We start from the raw sequence: 17,814 nt of genomic DNA, 5'->3' as shown, positions 1-17,814 counted from the left end.
CGCGCCACCACACGGACCCTTTCATGCGCGCCCTGGCCCTGCTGCTGTTGTTCCTCGGTCTTTCTCTTCCCGCTGCTGCCGCCCCGCCGCCCGCCTCCCCGGAGGAGCGGGAGGTCACGGCGGTCTTCGAAAGCGCCCGCTCCGCCCTGGCGCAGAAACGCGGCGCGTCGGTCGTTCCGCTGCTGTCCCGCGCGTCGGTCGACAAGCTGGAGCAGGTGCGCGGCGTCGCCCGCAGCGGCAACGACGCCGGCCTCGCCAAGCTGGAGCCGGCGGAGAAGTTCGCCGCCATGGGCCTGCGCCGCTACGTCAGCCCGGCCGACCTGCGCCGCATGTCGCTGGGCGAGCTGGCCGACCACGGCATGAAGAACGGCTGGCTCGGGCCCAACGTCATCGGCAGCAGCGGGCTCGGCCCGGTGCGGGTGCGCGGCGACCGCGCCTCCGCCCTGCTGATGGTCGACAACCGCCCGGCGCTGGTTCCCGCCGACTTCGTGCGCGAGGGCGGGGCCTGGAAGATCGACCTGACCGGCGTCTTCAGTTTCGGCAGCCAGATGCTGAAGGGCTTCGCCGCCATGTCGGGCAAGAGCGACGAGGCCTACATCGAGGACATGCTGCAGAAGCTGCCCGCCAAGCCGGCGCTGATGCACCGCTGACCGGCCGGATGAGCGCGGCTGTGCTAGCGCGGACAGGCGGGGGATGACGCGTTCCGCGTTACACCTCCTGCGACGGGGTGGGCCGTTGCGCGGAATCCGGAGATTGCGTTAGAGTCGCGCCACACGCACGACGCGTTGGTGCCCTTCATGACCGCTCCGGATGGCTATCCCTTCGCCGCGCTGACCGAAGCGGACGCCGGGTTCTTCCCGTCGGCCAGGAGCGTCGGCGTTCCGCCCGCCATCCCCTACCGGGTTTCCTGTACCCCGGCTTTCGCAGCGGCGGCGGTCCGTCTGGCCGCCAAGCGCGGAACCGACCTGTCCGCGCTCACCGCCGCCGCGCTGCTGCTGGCGCCCGACCGGACGCCCGACCCGGGGGCGCCGCAAGATGATGCGGAGCAGGCGGTGCTGGACCTGAGGCTGCCCTCCGGTCACAGCGACGCGGCGATCCGCCGGGCTCTGGCGGCGGCGCTGGCGCTGGCCGAACCGGGTTGCCGGCTGATGCCCGCCGAGGAGGCCGGGCGGCTGGAGGGCGCGGTGGAAACGCTGACCTACCGCAACAAGGCGCTGGCCCACGCGCTGGAGCGGGTGTCCTTCCGCCCGCTGGACGGCAAGCTGACCCAGGTGCGCGACGCCGCGCAGATGTTCGGCTTCGTCAACGAATGGTGCTTCGACGAGGACCGGGTGGTGAAGCGCTTCCGCGAGTTGGCCCCGGTCTATCACCCCGACACTGGCGTGGTTGCCTGTCGCGACCGCATGGCCCAACTGATCGACGCGCGCAACCTGCTGATCAACCACGTGCGCACGGCCTACCGCTCCGGCCCCTGGACGCAGCGGCGGCCCTGAATCCGGGAAAGGATCAGGTCCCGGTCATCTCCTCGATCCCGATGGCGTCGGTCAGGCTGGTGCCGTCCAGAACCGTCCCGTCGAGGTCCGCGCCGGTCAGATCCGTGCCGGTCAGGTCGGCCTCGCTCAGGTTGGCGCCGCGCAGGTCCGCCCCGGCGAGGTTGGCGCCGGACAGGTTGACCTTGCGCAGGTCGGCGTCCTTCAGAATGGCCATGCCCATGCGGGCGCGCTGCAGGTTGGCCCGCCAGACATGGCTGCTCGATCCCTGGATGTGCACGGGGCCAAGCTGCGCCTCGGTCAGGTTGGCGCCGGTCAGGGTCGCCCGCTCGAAGTTGACGCCGCGCAGGTCGGCCTTGGTGAAGTTCACCTTGCGCAGGTCCGACAGCGACAGGTCGGCGATGGCGAGCGAGGTGCCCATCATCGAGGCGCCGCGCAGCGTGACGCATTGCAGGATGCCGGCCGACAGGTTGATGCCGTCCAGCTTGCGCCCCGACAGGTCGAGCGAGGAGAGGTCGGCGCGCTTGCCGTCCTTGCCGCCGCTGTCGATCCAGGAGAGGTGCAGGGTCAGGATGTTGCGCAGATCGTCGTCCGGATTCTCCAGAACCTTCGCCATCACCGCGGCGGACAGGTTGGGCGAGCGGAGTTGGGCCGCGTCCAGGATGGCGCCGATCAGGTTGGCGTTGGTGAAGTTGGCGCGTCCGATGGCGCAGTTGGTCATCACCGCGCCGGACAGCCGGGCGCCGGACAGGTTGGCCTCCGACAGGTCGGCGTCGGTCAGGTCGCAGCCCGTCAGGTTGGAGTTGGTCAGGTTTGCGCGCATGAACTTGGTGCCGCGCAGGATCGCGTCGGTCAGGTCGGTCTGCATCACGAAGGCGTTCGCCACCTTGGCCCGCGACAGGTCGGCGCCACGGATGACCGCCGCCGTCAGCTCCGAGGTCAGGACCGAATCCTCGAAGTTGTGCGGCATCATCTCGCCCGACGGGGTGTAATGCAGCAGCGTGCCGTCGCGCAGGTCCACCTCGACCAGCATGGCTTCCGACAGCACGGCGCCGCGCAGGCAGGCGCCGCGCAGGTCGGCGCGGCGCAGGTCAGCCTTCTCCAGGTTCGCCAGCCGCAGGTCGGCGGCGTAGAGGTTCGCGTTGGTCAGGTTGGCCCGGGTCAGCCGGGCGCTGAACAGCTTCGCCCCGGACAGGTCGGCGTCGGACAGGTCGATGCCGGACAGGTCCAGATGCGACAGGTCGCGCATCTTCAGGTTCGCGCGCACACCGCCCGGCTGGCTTTTCCGGAAAGCCTGATGGCGGAGCAGGATCGTGTTCAGCTGACTCTGCGTCAGCTTCGTGCGCGGCGTGTTCGTTCCGAAGCCTTGCGCGGGGGGCATCAGGGAAATCCCGGGTTGGAGTCGCGGCACACTCTAAAGGGGAGCCGCGAAGAAAAAGTTAACAATCGGTAACGCTTTATTCAAGTACGCCTCGAATGCGTTCCATCGCGGGCGCTGTTCCCGGGCCGCAAAGCCCTTGGTTGTTTAAGGAAATAGTGACCCTTCGCGGGGCGTTGCGCAAGAGGGTCCAGCGGGGCGTGGTCGTTGGGTTGTTGACTCCGCCCCCCGCGATGCGTATGGTCCGCCGACCTGCATCCGTCGAGCCATCGACCGGGTACCATCGGCCTGTGTGCCGGGGACCTCCGCCAGTCCGCGAGTTTCGCGCACTGGCTCGTTTGTGCTTGAGCCGATCGCGTTCGAGCGGATGGAGACCGAAACTGAGGACCGCTGACCCATGTTCGATGGCCTGACCGGACGCCTGGGCGACATCTTCGACAAGCTGCGCCGCCGCGGCGCGCTGAGCGAGGAGGATGTCAACGCCGCGCTGCGCGAGGTGCGCGTGGCGCTGCTGGAGGCCGACGTCGCCCTGCCGGTGGTCAAGCAGTTTGTCAACCAGGTCAAGGAACGCGCGATCGGCCAGGAGGTCCTGCGCTCGATCACCCCCGGCCAGCAGGTCATCAAGATCGTCCACGACAACCTCGTGGAGATGCTGGGGCAGGGCGAGGAGATCAACCTCAACGCCGCCGCCCCCGTGCCGATCCTGATGGTCGGCCTGCAGGGCTCGGGCAAGACCACCAGCACCGCCAAGATCGCGCTGCGCCTGAAGAACCGGGACCGCAAGAAGGTCCTGATGGCCTCGCTGGACGTGCGCCGTCCGGCGGCCCAGGAGCAGCTGAAGGTGCTGGGCGAGCAGACCGGCGTCGCCACGCTGCCGATCGTTCCTGGCCAGGACCCCGTCGCCATCGCCCGCCGCGCCATCGAGACCGGCCGGCGCGAAGGCTACGACGTGGTCATGCTCGACACCGCCGGCCGCCTGTCCATCGACGAGGAGCTGATGGCCGAGGTCGCGGCCGTGCGCGACGCGACCAAGCCGGCGGAAACGCTGCTGGTCGCCGACGCCATGACCGGCCAGGACGCGGTGACGGTCGCCACCAACTTCAACGACAAGGTCGGCATCACCGGCATCCTGCTGACCCGCGTGGACGGCGATGCCCGCGGCGGCGCCGCCCTGTCGATGCGCCAGATCACCGGCAAGCCGATCAAGCTGCTGGGCATGGGCGAGAAGATCGACGCCCTGGAGGCCTTCCACCCCGACCGCATCGCCGGCCGCATCCTCGGCATGGGCGACGTGGTGTCGCTGGTCGAGAAGGCCGCCGAGAGCATCGACAAGGAAGAGGCCGAGAAGCTCGCCCGCAAGATGGAGAAGGGCCAGGGCTTCGACCTCGACGACATGGCCTCCCAGCTCAAGCAGCTGCGCAAGATGGGCGGCATGTCCGGCCTGATGGGCATGCTGCCGGGCATCGGCAAGATCAAGAACCAGCTCAAGGACGCGAACATCGACGACGGGGTGATCAAGCGCCAGGAGGCGATCATCTCCTCGATGACGAAGAAGGAGCGCAAGCACCCCGAGCTCATCAAGGCGTCGCGCCGCAAGCGCATCGCCGCCGGCTCCGGCACCAGCGTGCAGGAGGTGAACAAGCTGCTCAAGCAGTACGACACCATGCGCGGTATGATGAAGCAGGTGCAGAAGCTGGGGCAGAAGGGGCTGATGCGCCACGGGCTGCAGAGCCTCCTGCCGAAGAATTTCCGGGGACCGAACTGATCCCCGGCGACCGCACCGCGCGATGAGCGCGATCACGTTCAACCGTCTGTCAAGCGACTACACCAAGGAAGCGACTGTCCCATGTCCCTGAAGATCCGTCTCGCCCGTGGCGGCGCCAAGAAGCGCCCGTTCTACTCGATCGTCGTTGCCGACGCCCGCAGCCCGCGCGACGGCCGCTTCATCGAGAAGATCGGCACCTACAACCCGATGCTGCCGCGCGAGCATGAGCAGCGCATCGTCCTGGACGCCGAGCGCGCCAAGCATTGGCTGTCGGTCGGCGGCCAGCCGACGGACCGCGTCGCCCTGTTCCTGGCGAACGCCGGCCTGATTGCCAAGCCGGAAATCCGCGAGACCCCGAAGAAGTCCGCCCCGAAGGCCAAGGCGCAGGAGCGTCTGAAGGCCGAGGCCGCCGCCAAGGCCGCCGCCGAGGGCTGATAGGGATCGGCGTCGGCCTTCCCCATTCCCTCCCCTGCGAAGCGGGGGAGGGGTAGGGAGGGGCAAGCGACGCCCCGCAACGCACACGCTCAAGCCATGTCCACAAAAGTCTGCGTCGGCCAATTCGCCGGGGCGCACGGCGTCCGCGGCCTCGTGAAGGTGAAAAGCTTCACCGAGGATGCGGCGTCCGTGGCGTCCTACGGCCCCCTCTCGGACGAGCGGGGCGCCCGGCGCTTCGCGCTGACGCTTCAGGGCACCATGAAGGACCTGTTCCTGGTCCGCGTCGATGGCATCGCCACGCGCGAACAGGCGCAGGAACTGACCGGCGTCCGGCTCTATGTGGACCGTTCCGCCCTGCCCGAGACGGAGGACGAGGACGAGTTCTACCACGCCGACCTGATCGGCCTGCGTGCGGAACTCGCCGACGGCACCGTCTGGGGCACGGTGAAGGCGCTGTACGACTTCGGAGCCGGCGACGTGCTGGAGATCCGCACGGAATCGGGGCCGCTGGAGATGCTGCCCTTCACCCGCGCCTGCGTTCCGGTGGTCGATGTGAAGGGAGGCCGCGTCGTGGTCGATCTTCCCGCGGTCATCGAAGCGCGCGAAGGCGAGGCGGAAAAGGACGGAGCGGACGCGCCGGAGGGCGCGGATGGCGCTGAAGACGCTCAAGACGACGTTCAAGACAAGGGAACCCGCCCGTGAATCACGGCGCTTCCGGTTCTCTTGTCTGGACGGCCAAGGTTCTGACGCTGTTCCCGGAGATGTTTCCGGGTCCGCTGGGGCTCAGCCTCGCGGGAAAGGCGCTGGAAAATGGAGTCTGGGCGTTGGAATCAGTGGACATTCGCTCGTTCGCGCGCGATAAACACCGCTCCGTCGACGACACCCCCTTCGGCGGAGGGGCCGGCATGGTCATGCGGCCCGACGTGCTGGACGCGGCTCTGACCGCGACGGCGGGTCCTCCGGGCACTCCTAGACGCGGACGGGCGATCTACCTGTCGCCTCGCGGACGGGTGCTCGACCAGGAGCTGGTCAAGGAGCTGGCGGCCACCCCGGTGGTCACCCTGCTCTGCGGCCGGTACGAAGGGGTGGATGAGCGGGTGCTGGACGCGCACGGCCTTGAGGAGGTCAGCCTCGGGGATTTCGTGCTGTCCGGCGGCGAGACCGCCGCCCTGTGCCTGATCGACGCCGTGGTGCGCTTGCTCCCCGGCGTCATGGGCAATGTGGAGACGGCGGGCGAGGAAAGTTTCGAACGGGGGTTGCTCGAATACCCCCACTACACCCGGCCCGCGGTCTGGACCGACGGGCAGGGTGTGGAACGGTCGGTCCCGGACATTCTGTTGTCCGGCCACCACGAGAAGGTTCGCGCCTGGCGGCTCGCCGAGGCGGAGCGGATCACCCAGGCCCGGCGACCGGACCTGTGGGACCGCTACGAGGCGGGGCGCAAGGCCGAGGGTCAGATTGGGAAACGGGGTCGCCGGCGCGGCCCGAAACCAGAGTGACGGTCCGCCGCGAGGCGCACCGATGGAAAGGGGTAGTGTCATGAACCTGTTGCAGCAGCTCGAGCAGGAGCAGATCGAGAAGGCCCTCGGCGGCAAGACCATTCCTGTGTTCTCGCCGGGCGACACCGTCCGCGTGAACGTGAAGGTGGTCGAGGGCACGCGCGAGCGTGTCCAGGCTTACGAGGGCGTCGTGATCGCCCGCCGGAACGCCGGCGTGAACTCGTCCTTCACCGTCCGCAAGATCAGCTACGGCGAGGGTGTGGAGCGCGTGTTCCCGCTCTACTCCCCGCGTCTGGAGTCGATCGAGCTGGTCCGCAAGGGCGCCGTCCGCCGCGCCAAGCTGTACTATCTGCGCGACCGTCGCGGCAAGTCGGCCCGTATCGCCGAGCGCACGACCGGCCGCGGCATGAACAACACGAAGGCCGCCGCGGAGTAATCCGGCGCCCTTTCGTTCGGTACGCCTATACCAGCACCCGCCCGGAGCGATCCGGGCGGGTGTTTGGCGTTGGGGAAGAAAAAAGCCCTCCCCTGCGAAGCTCTCGCGCAAGCGAAGCTTGCGCTGACGCGGCAGGCGGACCTTTGGTCCGCCGAGAGCGGGGGAGGGTTGGGTGGGGGGCCCACACCAGCCACTCCCCGATCACCTCTCCTACCGCGCCCGCATCGTCGTCAGGATCCCCGCGCCGATCAGCGCCACCGCGACCATCACGCCGACGGTCAGCGGCTCGCCCATGAAGACCGCGCTCAGCAGCAGGGCGGTGACGGGGACGAGGCAGATGATCTGTCCGGCCTGTGCGGCCGGCATGGCGGTCAGCGACTTCGCCCACCACCAGAAGCACAGGCCCGTCGCGATCACCCAGTTGAAGGCCAGGACGGTGCCCAGCGCGGGCGTCCAGTGGATCGGCCGGGCGTGCTCCGCCGCCAGGGCCAGCGGCGCGGTCGCCACGGCGCTGACGGCGATCTGCCAGAAGGTCTGGGTCCAGAAGGGTGTGCGCCAGCCGCCGCGCCGGCGGCGGTAGAGGGTGGCGCCGAGCGCCCAGCTCAGCGCGCAGGCGAGCAGCAGCCCGTTGCCGAGCAGCACCGCCGGATCGCTCCAGTCCATCAGCGCCGGGTTGAAGAAGACGAGGACGCCGGCGAAGGTCAGCAGCGCACCGATCACCCGCCCGCGCGTGAAGCGCTCCCCAGCCAGCAGCACGCCCAGCGGCAGCGCCCACATCTGCATGGTGTAGGCGAGCACCGCGGCCCGTCCCGGCGGCACCACCCGCAGCGCGATGGAGCTGAGGTCCAGCATGCCGGCGATCTGGAGCAGCCCGACCAGGGCCAGCGGCCAACGCTCCCCCGGCGGCGGCAGAAGGGGAAAGCGCAGCACCCGCGACAGCAGGGCCAGCACCGCCGCCGCCCCGGCGAAGCGCAGAAAACAGAAGGTCAGCGGCCCGATGTCGGACAGGGCCAGCTTCATCAGGGGCCAGTTGGCCCCCCAGAACAGCACGATTCCCGCGAGCTGCGCGTAGACCACGGTGCCCGGACCGCCCACGGGTCCCTGGCCGGCCGTGGCGCGTGGCATGGCCTGATCCGCCATGAGTCCTCCCAACCCTGAATTTTGCCGCATCCTACGGCGCGGGTGGGGGCGGGAGGTCTGCGTTCCCGGTGCGGCAGCCCCGCGAGGGGCCGGCGTTACGGCGTGCCGCCGGTGGAGAAGCCGGTGAAGACCTGGATGCCGAACCAGCCGCCGATGGCGAACAGCACCAGAAGGATCATGGTGGTGGCGATGGCGATGTTGGTCTGGCGGATGCGCCGGCAGTTCGGGCAGCCGGGAAGCTCGGCGGGATAAGGCCGGTCGCAGCGTTCACAGCGGACAGTGGGGTCCGTCACGGGATGACCCTTCATCGAATGGGGCAATGGAGATCGGTGGCCGGACGCTACCATAAGGAGCGCCTTCCCCGCCAGCCGATGGGCTGGGCGGGGAGGCTGCGATTTTTCGCTGCGGGATGGGGAGTGTTTTCCACAGGCTCGGCCTTGTCCTGGTTGAAAGAGACGGCTATTGTGCGGCCCTCTTACCGCACGCTTCGTTCGTCCGGTCTGTGGTTTGCGAGAGAGAATTGCCGCGAGAGAGAGTTGCTATGTCCAAGCCGCGCACCCTGTTCGACAAGATTTGGGACAGCCACGTCGTCCACCGTCAGGACGACGGCACCTGCATCCTCTACATCGACCGCCATCTGGTCCATGAGGTGACCAGCCCGCAGGCGTTCGAGGGGCTGCGGCTTGCCGGCCGTCCGGTGCGCCGTCCGGAAGCGACCCTCGCCGTTCCCGACCACAACGTGCCGACCACCGACCGCTCCAAGGGCATCGTCGAGGAGGAAAGCCGCATCCAGGTCGAGACGCTGGACAAGAACGCGCGCGATTTCGGCGTCCGCTACTTCCCGATGGACGACGTCCGCCAGGGCATCGTGCACATCGTCGGTCCGGAGCAGGGCTTCACGCTGCCCGGCGCCACCATCGTCTGCGGCGACAGCCACACGGCGACTCATGGTGCCTTTGGCGCCTTGGCCTTCGGCATCGGCACGTCTGAGGTGGAGCATGTGCTGGCCACCCAGACCCTGCTGCAGAAGCCGGCCAAGAACATGCTGGTGCGCGTCGACGGCGAGCTGCCGGAGGGCGTGACCGCCAAGGATATCGTGCTGGCGATCATCGGCAAGATCGGCACCGCCGGCGGCACCGGCCACGTCATCGAGTTCGCCGGCGACGCCATCCGCGGCCTGTCGATGGAAGGCCGCATGACCGTCTGCAACATGGCCATCGAGGGCGGCGCCCGCGCCGGCCTGATCGCCCCGGACGAGAAGACCTTCGCGTATGTGATGGGCCGCGCCCTGGCCCCGAAGGCCGGCGCCTGGGAGCAGGCGGTGGAGTACTGGAAGACCCTGCCGTCGGACGAGGGCGCGGTCTACGACACCACCGTCGTGCTGAACGCCGCCGACATCGTTCCGCAGGTCACCTGGGGCACCAGCCCGGAGGACGTGCTGCCGATCACCGCGACCGTGCCGAACCCGGCCGACGTGGCCGACGCCGGCAAGCGCGCCGCCGTCGAGCGCTCGCTGGCCTACATGGGCCTGGAGCCCGGCCAGAAGCTGACCGACGTGAAGGTGGACACCGTCTTCATCGGCTCCTGCACCAACGGCCGCATCGAGGATCTGCGCGCCGCCGCGGTGATCGCCCAGGGCCGCAAGGTCGCCGAGGGCGTGCGCGCCCTGGTCGTCCCGGGCTCGGGCCTCGTCAAGGAGCAGGCGGAGGAAGAGGGTCTGGACAAGATCTTCACCGAGGCCGGTTTCGAGTGGCGTGAGCCGGGCTGTTCCATGTGCCTCGCCATGAACGCCGACCGCCTGTCGCCGGGCGAGCGCAGCGCCTCGACCTCCAACCGCAACTTCGAGGGCCGCCAGGGCCGCGGCGGGCGCACCCACTTGCTCAGCCCGGCCATGGCCGCCGCGGCGGCGGTGACCGGGCACCTGACCGACGTTCGCAGTCTGTAAGCTCTCTCACGGTCCGCTGTGACGCCCGGAGCGGGGATGGTCTTCCAGCCGTCCCCGCTTCGTCGTTTTTAGGGGCATCCTCCGCTGTCGCGCGCCGAACGCCTCATCGACCTGATCCAGTGCCTGCGGCGCCATCGCCGGCCGGTCAGCGGGCATGCCCTCGCCGACGAACTCGGCGTCAGCCTGCGCACGATCTACCGCGACATCGCCACCCTCCAGGCGCAGGGCGCCCGCATCGACGGCGAGCCGGGCGTCGGCTATCTCCTCCAGCCCGGTTTCCTGCTGCCGCCGCTGATGTTCGCGGAGGAGGAGATCGAGGCGCTCGCGCTGGGCATCCGCTGGGTCGCCGACCGGGCGGACGGCGCGCTGGGGGCGGCGGCGCAGAACGCGCTCGCCAAGATCGCGGCGGTGCTGCCGCCGGACCTCCGGGACCGCATGGACGCCTCGGCGCTGCTCGTCGGGCCGGGGGAGCCGATCGTCGGGGACGGCGTCGACCTTGCCGTGGTCCGGCGGGCCATCCGCGGCGAGCGCAAACTGTCCATCGCCTACCGCGACCGCGACGGGGCCGCCAGCGAGCGCATCGTCTGGCCCTTTGCTCTCGGCTTCTTCGACCGGCTGCGCGTCATGGTCGCGTGGTGCGAGCTGCGCGGGGCGATCCGCCATTTCCGCGCCGACCGCATCGTCTTCGTGACGGCATTGGAGTCCCGCTACCCGCGGCGGCGGCAGGCGCTGCTCAAGGAGTGGCGCGAGGCCGAGGGCATCCCGGCGCGGTGAGAGCCTGCGCGCACGACTGCTGACAGAAACTGTCAGTGTATTGCCCTAGCGTGGTCTTCGCCGGACGGGATCGCCCGTGCCGGAGACCAGCGAGGAAAGCAGCCCATGTTCAGCGCCAACATCATCCTTCTCTATGTGGACAGCCCGACCGCCAGCGCCGCCTTCTACGCCGACCTGACCGGCAAGCCGCCGGTCGAGGCGTCGCCCACCTTCGCCATGTTCGCCCTGGACTCCGGCGTCATGCTCGGGCTGTGGTCGCGCCACACGGTGCAGCCGGTGGCCTCCGCGGGACCGCTCGGCGGCAGCGGCGAGATCGGCTTCCGCGTGGCCGGTGCCGAGGCGGTGCAGACCCTTCACGACGACTGGGTGCGTCGTGGCCTGATCATTGCCCAGCCGCCGACCGCCATGGATTTCGGCCACACCTTCGTCGCGCTGGACCCGGACGGGCATCGCCTGCGCGTCTTCGCCCCGACGGAAGCGTGAGGTCCGCCATGGATCCGGCCACCGCCAGCCGCAGCTGGATCGCCGTCGCCTCCGCCGAGCATGTCCGGAGGGGGCGGGCGGAGGGCTTCATGCAGGTCTGCCACGGCAAGGCGGTGCCGCTGCGCCGCATCCGCCCGGGGGACCGCGTCGCCTACTACTCGCCGACCGAGCGCTTCCAGGGAAAGGACCGCCTGCAGTCCTTCACCGCCGTTGGGATCGTGCGGGACGGCGCCCCTTACCCGTTCGACATGGGCGGGGGCTTCGTTCCCTTCCGCCGCGACGTGCGGTGGCTGGACGGGCGGGAGACGCCGATTCAGCCCCTGCTCGACCGGCTGGACTTCTCCGCCGGGGTGCGGAACTGGGGCTATCCGTTCCGCTTCGGGCTGTTCACGGTCACCGACCGCGACCTGGGCACCATCGCCGCGGCCATGGGGGTGGTTCTGTGCTGACCGGCGTCCGGCGTGGGGGGCTTCAGTCCCCCCGCCCGCGGCTTCGGCCCATCAGACCGTCCGGGCGGTAGATCAGGAAGAGGGTGAGCAGGCCGAAGGCCACGATGTCCTTGTAGGCGATGGCGAAATAGGCTGACCAGAAGGTCTCCACCAACCCCAGCAGCGCGCCGCCCAGCATGGCGCCCGGAACCGACCCGATGCCGCCGACCACCGCGGCGGCCAGCGCCTTGAAGCCGATCAGATAGCCCGTGTAGAAATTGACCCCGCCATAGTAAAGCGCGATCACCGCCCCCGCCGCCGCGGCGAGCGCGCCGCCCACCGCGAAGGTGGTGGCGACGGTGCGGTCGACATCCACCCCGACCAGCTCCGCCGCGCCCACATCGTCGGCGCAGGCGCGGTGGGCGCGGCCGTAGGCGGTGCGCTGCATGATCGCCCACAGCAGGGCGTAGAGCCCGCCGGTCATCAGCAGGATCACGGCTTGCGAGGTCAGTGCGGTGACGGTGAAGGCGCCGTCGCTGAGCAGTTCGTGCCGGTCGGCCAGGAAGGGGGCGGGCCACCAGTCGCGGGCGCCGTGCAGAAGCCGCATTCCCTCCTGGTAGGCGATGGACAGTCCCACCGCGGCGATCAGCGGCGTGTGGTTGTGGGTGCGGCGCAGGCGGCGGAACACCAGCCGGTCCATCGTCCAGCCCTGGACGGCGGTGAAGGCCATCACCGTGGCGAAGACGCCCAGAACCGCCAGCGGCAGGCTGCCCAGCCCGGCCATGCCCAGCGCCGCCGCGCCCATGGCGGTCAGCATGGCGCCGATCATGGTCAGCTCGCCCATGGCGAGGTTGATCTGCCCCAGGATGCCGTAGACCAGCGTGTAGCCCAGCGCCAGCAGCCCGTAGACGCAGGCCACCGTGGCGGCGTTGATGAGCTGTTGCAGGAAGAAGAGCAGCGGCGCCCAGTCCGTTTGCGGCCCGCGTTCCGGCCCGGCCGTGTCCGGCGGCAGGCCGAGGCGGGCGGCGGGCAGGCCGGCCCAGATGCGCAGCATGGTGAATTGCATGGGCCGCAGCCGCCCCATGCGGTCGGTCGCCACCATCACCAGCTCGTGCCGGCGCGAATCGAAGAAGCGTCCGCCGAAGCGGCAGGCGATCCAGTGGGTCCCGGTCTCCGCCCGGTAGGTCAGGCGTAGCGCCGGCTCGTCACCGCCCAGCGCTTCCGTGCCCAGGATGGTGATGGGTCCGGACTCGAAGGCGGGGATCAGCTTGCCGCACAGCGCAGCCTGATCGCCGTCCACGCCGCAGCCGGTCAGCAGCAGGACGGCAATCAGCAGAAGGAACGGCGGGAACAGGCGCGGCGGACGGCGGTGCACGGCGACGGAAACCCGGCCGGTTGTGCTTCGCCTGGGAGTCTATCGGCAATTGGCGACGAACGCCAGACGCCGCCTTGGGAGTGTCAGTAGCGGGCGTTGACGAAATACAGGCCGTCCGGCGGGGCGGTCGGCCCGGCGGCGGAGCGGTTGCGGGCCTCCAGCGCGCGGCGCAGGTCGTCGGCGCTCCACTTGCCGGCCCCGACCAGCTCCAGCGTGCCCACCATGTTGCGCACCTGATGATGCAGGAAGGAGCGGGCGGCGGCGTGCACCCGGACCTCCTCGCCGACCCGCTCGACGGCCAGCCGCTCCAGCGTCTTGACCGGAGAGTTGGCCTGGCAGAGCGCGGCGCGGAAGCTGGTGAAGTCGTGCCGGCCGACCAGGACCTGAGCGGCGGCGTGCATCGCCTCGGCGTCCAGCGGCCGCATGACGTGCCAGGCGCGGCCCGTCTCCAGGGCGAGCGGGGCGCGGCGGTTGACGATGCGGAAGACGTAGCTGCGCCCCAGGCAGGTCATGCGCGCGTGGAAGTCCTCCGGCACGGCCTCGGCCAGCAGGACGGCCACGGGGGCGGGCCTCAGATGGAAGTTCAGCGCGTCGCGCAGCTTCAGCCCGGTGAAGGGCTTTTCCAGATCGAAATGGCAGACCTGCCCCAGCGCGTGCACCCCGGCGTCCGTCCGTCCGGAGGTGTGAACGCGCACGGTTTCGCCCGACAGGCGCTCGATGGCCTCCTCCAGCGTCTGCTGGACGGAGGGGCCGTTGTCCTGCCGTTGCCAGCCGACGAAGGGCCGGCCGTCATACTCGAGGGTCAGTTTCCAGCGCTGCATGCGGCGTCGCCGAGACGGGTGCCGACGGGCAGGGCGAAGCCGCGCAGCAGGGCGGCGCCGTCCACCGGGGCCTTGCCGGGTCGCTGCACCAGGGTGAGGCGCACGCCGCCGTCGGCGCAGGCGATGGTCAGGCGGTCGTCCAGCAGCGTGCCGGGCGCCGCCTTGCGGGGATCCGGCGCCAATTCGGCTTTCAAAACTTTGATGCGCTCCACCCCGCCGGTCGGCGTCGGGGCGTCGAACCAGCAGCCGGGCCAGGGGGTGAGGGCGCGGACCTGCCGCTCCACAGAGGCGGCGTCGCGCGTCCAGTCGAGCCGGCCATCCTCGCGCGTCAGCTTGGCGGCGTAGGTCACGCCGGCCTCGGGCTGCGGCTCGGCGGTCAGGCGGCCGGCGGCGAGGCCGTCGAGCGCCTCGACGATCAGGCGGGCGCCCATGTCGGCCAACGCGTCGTGCAGGCTGCTGGCGGTGGTCCCGGCGGTGATCGGCACCGCGTCCTTCAGCAGCATGGCCCCGGTGTCCAGCCCGATGTCCATCTGCATGATGGTGATGCCGGTCTCGGCGTCGCCGGCCAGGATCGCGCGCTGGATCGGGGCGGCGCCGCGCCAGCGCGGCAGCAGCGAGCCGTGCACGTTCAGGCAGCCCAGCCGCGGCGCGTCGAGGATCGGCTGCGGCAGGATCAGCCCGTAGGCGGCGACCACCGCGGCGTCGGCCTTCAGTTCGGCGAACTCCGCCTGGGCCTCGGCGTTGCGCAGCGACTTGGGCGTGCGCACGGGGATGCCGCGCTCCTCGGCGAAGCGGTGGACCGGGGATTTCTGGACCTGCTGCCCGCGCCCGGCGGGGCGGGGCGGCTGGCTGTAGACGCAGACCACCTCGTGCCCGGCATCGGCCAGGGCGCGCAGGCTGGGCACGGCGAAGTCCGGCGTGCCCATGAAAACGAGGCGGAGCGGCGTCATGAAGAGTCGTCCAACGTCGGAAGGTTAGGCGCGCTGCATCTTCTGGACTTTGCGCAGGATCATGTTGCGCTTCAGCATCGACAGGTAATCGACGAACAGCACGCCGTTCAGATGGTCGATCTCGTGCTGGATGCAGGTGGCCAGCATGCCGTCGGCCTCGATCTCGCGGGTCTCGTTGGTCTCGTCCAGATAGCGGACGCGGACCGAGGACGGACGGGTGACCTCGGCATACTGGTCGGGCACCGACAGGCAGCCCTCCTCGCACACCGACGTCTCGTCCGACTTCCAGACGATTTCCGGGTTGGCGAGGCGGATGGGGTTCGGCTTCTCGTCCTTGTCGTGCACGTCCACGACGATCACCCGCTCCAGGATGCCGATCTGCGGCGCGGCGAGGCCGATGCCCTTCGCGGCGTACATGGTCTCGACCATGTCGTCCATCAGCTTGGCGATGCGGGCGTCGACCTTTTCGACGGGCTTCGCCTTTTGCTTCAGGACGGGGTGCGGGGCGACGAGGATATCAAGAACGGCCATGGGAACTCAGCAACGGTGCGTGGAGGTGCGACAATCCGTCAAAATATGGGGGGCGGGCCACGAGGTCAAGGAAGGCGCAAGGCACAACCCGCGGCGACCCGCCGATCCCATCGGGACGGCCGCACCTCAGAGGGGCGAGCGGGTGATCGACTTGATGGGGCCGCGGGGATTGCCGGACATCTCGGCGATCTTGCGGTCCTGCTCCTCGATGAAGCCGCGGGCCGGCTCGTCGCCGTCCAGGCCGCCGACCAGCGTGCCGGGGACCTTGCGGTTGGAGGTGCGGGCGCCGTCTTCGTACAGCACGTCGAACAGCACGAAGGCGCTGTCCACCGGCTGCTTCTTCTTGGTCTTGGCCATGGGGGGAAACTCCGAACGTCAGGGGGGTGCTTGTAGAGGAAAAGCGCGCAACGGAAAAGGGCACCGGTTTCCCGGTGCCCCCTCCGATGCCGTGCCGTGAGACGTGGCTCAGACGGCCTTCAGGTTCTCCGCCGAGGTCTTGCCGCGCTTCGGATCGCGCTGCTCCTCGTAGGACACCTTCTGGCCTTCATTCAGGCTGCGCAGGCCCGCGCGCTCGACCGCGGAGATGTGGACGAAGACGTCCGCGCCACCGTTGTCCGGCTGAATGAAGCCATAACCCTTGGTGCTGTTGAACCACTTGACGGTACCGACGGGCATGATTGCTCTCCGTTTCGTATGAAAGGCGCCGCATCGGCCGGTGCGGCGCATCAGACTGTGTCCAGGCATAGCGACGATCTGGGCACCCGAAGGCGTAGCAGGCCGGCAGTCCGAAGCAGAATGACAGGAGGGAAATTGGGACCGCTTCCCTCCTTTGCAAGGCGAAACAAGACGGGCAAATCCGGGTTGCTGGCTTCGGCTCTACGCCCTGGCTGCCGCTCGCAGGTCCGCCGCTCGCAGATCCGCGGCCCGAGGCTCAGCCGTGCGAAGCTCCGGCGCCTGTAGCGGGCGCGGGGCGTGGTCCAGCGGTTCCAGCAGGGGAATCTCCTCGGCGCTGTCCGGGGTGGCGTGCAGGTCGCGGAAGCGGCGGGCGGTGACCAGGACGCGGGACTCCAGGCTGCCGACCGCCCCGTTGTAGCAGCCCACGGCCTTGTCGAGCTGCCCGCCCAGCCGCTCCATGTGGCCGCCCAGGTCGTGCAGGCGCTTGTACAGCTCGGCCCCCAAGGCGCTGATTTCGCGGGCGCTGTCGGTCAACCGCTCCTGCCGCCAGCCATAGGCGACGGCGCGCAGCAGCGCGATCAGCGTCGTCGGGGTGGCGAGGATCACCCGGTGGTCGATGCCCGCCTCGATCAGCGCCGGGTCGTGCTCCAGCGCCGCGGAGAAGAAGTTCTCGCCGGGCAGGAACAGCACGACGAATTCCGGCGAATCCGCGAACTGGTCCCAATAAGCCTTGGTGCCGAGCTGCTTCATATGCTCCCGCACATGGCGGGCGTGGCGCGACAACCCGTCGCGGCGGGCGCCGTCGTCGGCTGCCTGCACCCCGTCGAGATAGCCTTCCAGCGGCGTCTTGGCGTCGACCACGATGGTCTTGCCGCCGGGCAGCTTGACCACGAGGTCGGGGCGCAGCCGCCCGCCGGCGGCCTCCACGCTCATCTGCTCCACGAAGTCGCAGTGGTCGAGCATGCCGGCCATCTCGCAGACCCGGCGAAGCTGGATCTCGCCCCAGCGTCCGCGCGCCACCGGGCTGCGCAGGGCGCGGACGAGGTTGCCGGTCTCGGCGCGGAGCTGGGACTGGGTCTCCACCAGCGACAGCACCTGCTGCTTCAGCCCCTCATAGGCGCCGGCGCGGCTGCGTTCCATCTCCTGGATCTGGCCGTCCATGCGCTCCAGCGACTGGCGGACCGGGGCGACGATGTCGGCGATGGCGGTCTGCCGTTTCTCCAGGTCGCCGCGCGCCTGCTCCTGGAAGGTCGTCAGCGTCTCCTTGGCGAGGTCGAGGAAGCTCTGGTTGTTGGAGCGCAGGGCCTCCGCCGACAGGGCCTTGAAGCTGTCGGACAGGGTGGCCTGCGCGCGCTCCAGAAGGGCCAGCTTCTCCGCCGCCGACGCGCGCTCACGGGCCAGCGTGGTGGACAGTTCCGCCTGCCGTTCGCGGGCGGCGGACAGCTCACCGGTCAGCCGGGTGATCTGGTGGTCGCGGGCTTCCACCTCCTCCCGCAGGTCGCCCTCGATTCGCTCGGCGACGTCGAGCCGGGTGACCAGTTCGGCGTGGATGGCGGCGGCTTCCGCCTCGGCGCGTGCGGCGTACAGGCGCACGATCATGCCGGCGAGGATCGCCCCAAGAAGGGCGCCGGCAAGGCCGCCGAGAAGCACCGACTGTGCGTCGAACGCGAACTGCATGAAATTCCCCGA

At 69.7% G+C, this 17,814-nt stretch carries 21 protein-coding genes and 1 pseudogene; 12 read left to right on the top strand and 10 right to left on the bottom strand.

Going from position 1 to position 17,814, the window contains the following annotated elements; all coding sequences use genetic code 11:
• Positions 1-23 precede the first annotated feature (23 nt).
• Both AMK58_RS12275 and AMK58_RS12270 read left to right on the top strand, forming a co-directional pair.
• A complete protein-coding gene (locus AMK58_RS12275; protein WP_035671222.1) occupies positions 24-650 on the top strand; it encodes a hypothetical protein in 627 nt (208 codons plus the stop codon).
• 147 nt (positions 651-797) lie between these two features.
• Complete coding sequence (locus AMK58_RS12270) at positions 798-1,493, top strand: hypothetical protein (protein ID WP_059399063.1); 696 nt, start codon at positions 798-800, stop codon at positions 1,491-1,493.
• A 13-nt stretch (positions 1,494-1,506) separates the two neighbouring features.
• Here the strand turns inward: AMK58_RS12270 and AMK58_RS12265 are convergent, their stop codons facing one another.
• Positions 1,507-2,871 carry a pentapeptide repeat-containing protein gene (locus AMK58_RS12265; RefSeq protein WP_035671224.1) on the bottom strand — a complete coding sequence of 455 codons (1,365 nt, stop codon included), beginning with the start codon at positions 2,869-2,871 and terminating at the stop codon, positions 1,507-1,509.
• Between the two features lie 394 nt (positions 2,872-3,265).
• Between AMK58_RS12265 and ffh the strand changes: the two genes are divergently transcribed.
• From ffh to rplS, 5 genes are all read left to right on the top strand, one after another.
• The gene (ffh, locus tag AMK58_RS12260) at positions 3,266-4,633 is read left to right on the top strand and encodes a signal recognition particle protein (protein ID WP_014239324.1); all 1,368 of its coding nucleotides are present in this window, start codon (positions 3,266-3,268) and stop codon (positions 4,631-4,633) included.
• Positions 4,634-4,714: 81 nt separating this feature from the next.
• A complete protein-coding gene (gene rpsP, locus AMK58_RS12255; protein ID WP_014239325.1) occupies positions 4,715-5,068 on the top strand; it encodes a 30S ribosomal protein S16 in 354 nt (117 codons plus the stop codon).
• A 96-nt stretch (positions 5,069-5,164) separates the two neighbouring features.
• Entirely contained in the window at positions 5,165-5,770 is a 606-nt protein-coding gene (gene rimM, locus AMK58_RS12250) for a ribosome maturation factor RimM (protein WP_035671227.1), read from the top strand.
• Entirely contained in the window at positions 5,767-6,567 is an 801-nt protein-coding gene (gene trmD / locus AMK58_RS12245; protein ID WP_035671230.1) for a tRNA (guanosine(37)-N1)-methyltransferase TrmD, read from the top strand. The genes rimM and trmD overlap by 4 nt, the downstream gene beginning before the upstream one ends.
• Before the next feature lie 40 nt (positions 6,568-6,607).
• A complete protein-coding gene (gene rplS / locus AMK58_RS12240) occupies positions 6,608-7,003 on the top strand; it encodes a 50S ribosomal protein L19 (protein ID WP_014239328.1) in 396 nt (131 codons plus the stop codon).
• Positions 7,004-7,213: 210 nt separating this feature from the next.
• On the opposite strand, the gene AMK58_RS12235 is transcribed toward rplS, so the two are convergent.
• Positions 7,214-8,128, bottom strand: coding sequence for a DMT family transporter (locus tag AMK58_RS12235; protein ID WP_158283116.1), 915 nt, complete (start codon positions 8,126-8,128; stop codon positions 7,214-7,216).
• 110 nt (positions 8,129-8,238) lie between these two features.
• Entirely contained in the window at positions 8,239-8,436 is a 198-nt protein-coding gene (locus AMK58_RS12230) for a hypothetical protein (RefSeq protein ID WP_051140083.1), read from the bottom strand.
• Positions 8,437-8,684: 248 nt separating this feature from the next.
• Between AMK58_RS12230 and leuC the strand changes: the two genes are divergently transcribed.
• The 5 genes and pseudogenes from leuC (at position 8,685) to AMK58_RS12210 (ending at position 11,794) form a co-directional block, all read left to right on the top strand.
• Complete coding sequence (leuC, locus tag AMK58_RS12225; RefSeq protein WP_035671237.1) at positions 8,685-10,088, top strand: 3-isopropylmalate dehydratase large subunit; 1,404 nt, start codon at positions 8,685-8,687, stop codon at positions 10,086-10,088.
• A gap of 84 nt (positions 10,089-10,172) precedes the next feature.
• A pseudogene (locus AMK58_RS31340) lies at positions 10,173-10,337 on the top strand (helix-turn-helix domain-containing protein); the annotation flags it as partial.
• A 45-nt stretch (positions 10,338-10,382) separates the two neighbouring features.
• Positions 10,383-10,862: a helix-turn-helix transcriptional regulator gene (locus AMK58_RS12220; protein ID WP_236778126.1), complete on the top strand. Its 480-nt coding sequence runs from the start codon at positions 10,383-10,385 to the stop codon at positions 10,860-10,862.
• 105 nt (positions 10,863-10,967) lie between these two features.
• The gene (locus AMK58_RS12215) at positions 10,968-11,345 is read left to right on the top strand and encodes a VOC family protein (protein ID WP_035671280.1); all 378 of its coding nucleotides are present in this window, start codon (positions 10,968-10,970) and stop codon (positions 11,343-11,345) included.
• Between the two features lie 8 nt (positions 11,346-11,353).
• Positions 11,354-11,794, top strand: coding sequence for an EVE domain-containing protein (locus tag AMK58_RS12210; protein WP_035671283.1), 441 nt, complete (start codon positions 11,354-11,356; stop codon positions 11,792-11,794).
• Positions 11,795-11,816: 22 nt separating this feature from the next.
• Here AMK58_RS12210 and AMK58_RS12205 read toward each other — a convergent pair whose 3' ends face one another.
• The 7 genes from AMK58_RS12205 to AMK58_RS12175 all read right to left on the bottom strand — a co-directional run bounded on the left by AMK58_RS12205 (position 11,817) and on the right by AMK58_RS12175 (position 17,802).
• Positions 11,817-13,148, bottom strand: a complete 1,332-nt coding sequence (locus AMK58_RS12205) for a branched-chain amino acid ABC transporter permease (RefSeq protein ID WP_051140084.1) — start codon at positions 13,146-13,148, stop codon at positions 11,817-11,819.
• A gap of 83 nt (positions 13,149-13,231) precedes the next feature.
• Positions 13,232-13,969: a tRNA pseudouridine(38-40) synthase TruA gene (truA, locus tag AMK58_RS12200; RefSeq protein WP_035671286.1), complete on the bottom strand. Its 738-nt coding sequence runs from the start codon at positions 13,967-13,969 to the stop codon at positions 13,232-13,234.
• On the bottom strand, positions 13,951-14,919 hold the full coding sequence (fmt, locus tag AMK58_RS12195) for a methionyl-tRNA formyltransferase (protein ID WP_035671289.1): 969 nt from the start codon (positions 14,917-14,919) through the stop codon (positions 13,951-13,953). The genes truA and fmt overlap by 19 nt, the downstream gene beginning before the upstream one ends.
• 24 nt (positions 14,920-14,943) lie before the next feature.
• Positions 14,944-15,450 carry a peptide deformylase gene (def, locus tag AMK58_RS12190; protein ID WP_035671291.1) on the bottom strand — a complete coding sequence of 169 codons (507 nt, stop codon included), beginning with the start codon at positions 15,448-15,450 and terminating at the stop codon, positions 14,944-14,946.
• Between the two features lie 126 nt (positions 15,451-15,576).
• Positions 15,577-15,807, bottom strand: a complete 231-nt coding sequence (locus AMK58_RS12185) for a hypothetical protein (protein ID WP_014239339.1) — start codon at positions 15,805-15,807, stop codon at positions 15,577-15,579.
• 108 nt (positions 15,808-15,915) lie between these two features.
• Positions 15,916-16,125 carry a cold-shock protein gene (locus AMK58_RS12180; protein ID WP_014239340.1) on the bottom strand — a complete coding sequence of 70 codons (210 nt, stop codon included), beginning with the start codon at positions 16,123-16,125 and terminating at the stop codon, positions 15,916-15,918.
• Positions 16,126-16,326: 201 nt separating this feature from the next.
• Positions 16,327-17,802, bottom strand: coding sequence for a DNA recombination protein RmuC (locus AMK58_RS12175; RefSeq protein ID WP_035671294.1), 1,476 nt, complete (start codon positions 17,800-17,802; stop codon positions 16,327-16,329).
• Positions 17,803-17,814: the final 12 nt, after the last annotated feature.

Origin of the sequence: Azospirillum brasilense (assembly GCF_001315015.1) — a bacterium.
GTDB classification, from domain to species: Bacteria; Pseudomonadota; Alphaproteobacteria; order Azospirillales; family Azospirillaceae; genus Azospirillum; species Azospirillum brasilense.
The sequence above is the reverse complement of the archived record's forward strand: the minus strand, read 5'-3'. Positions and strand labels throughout refer to the sequence as shown.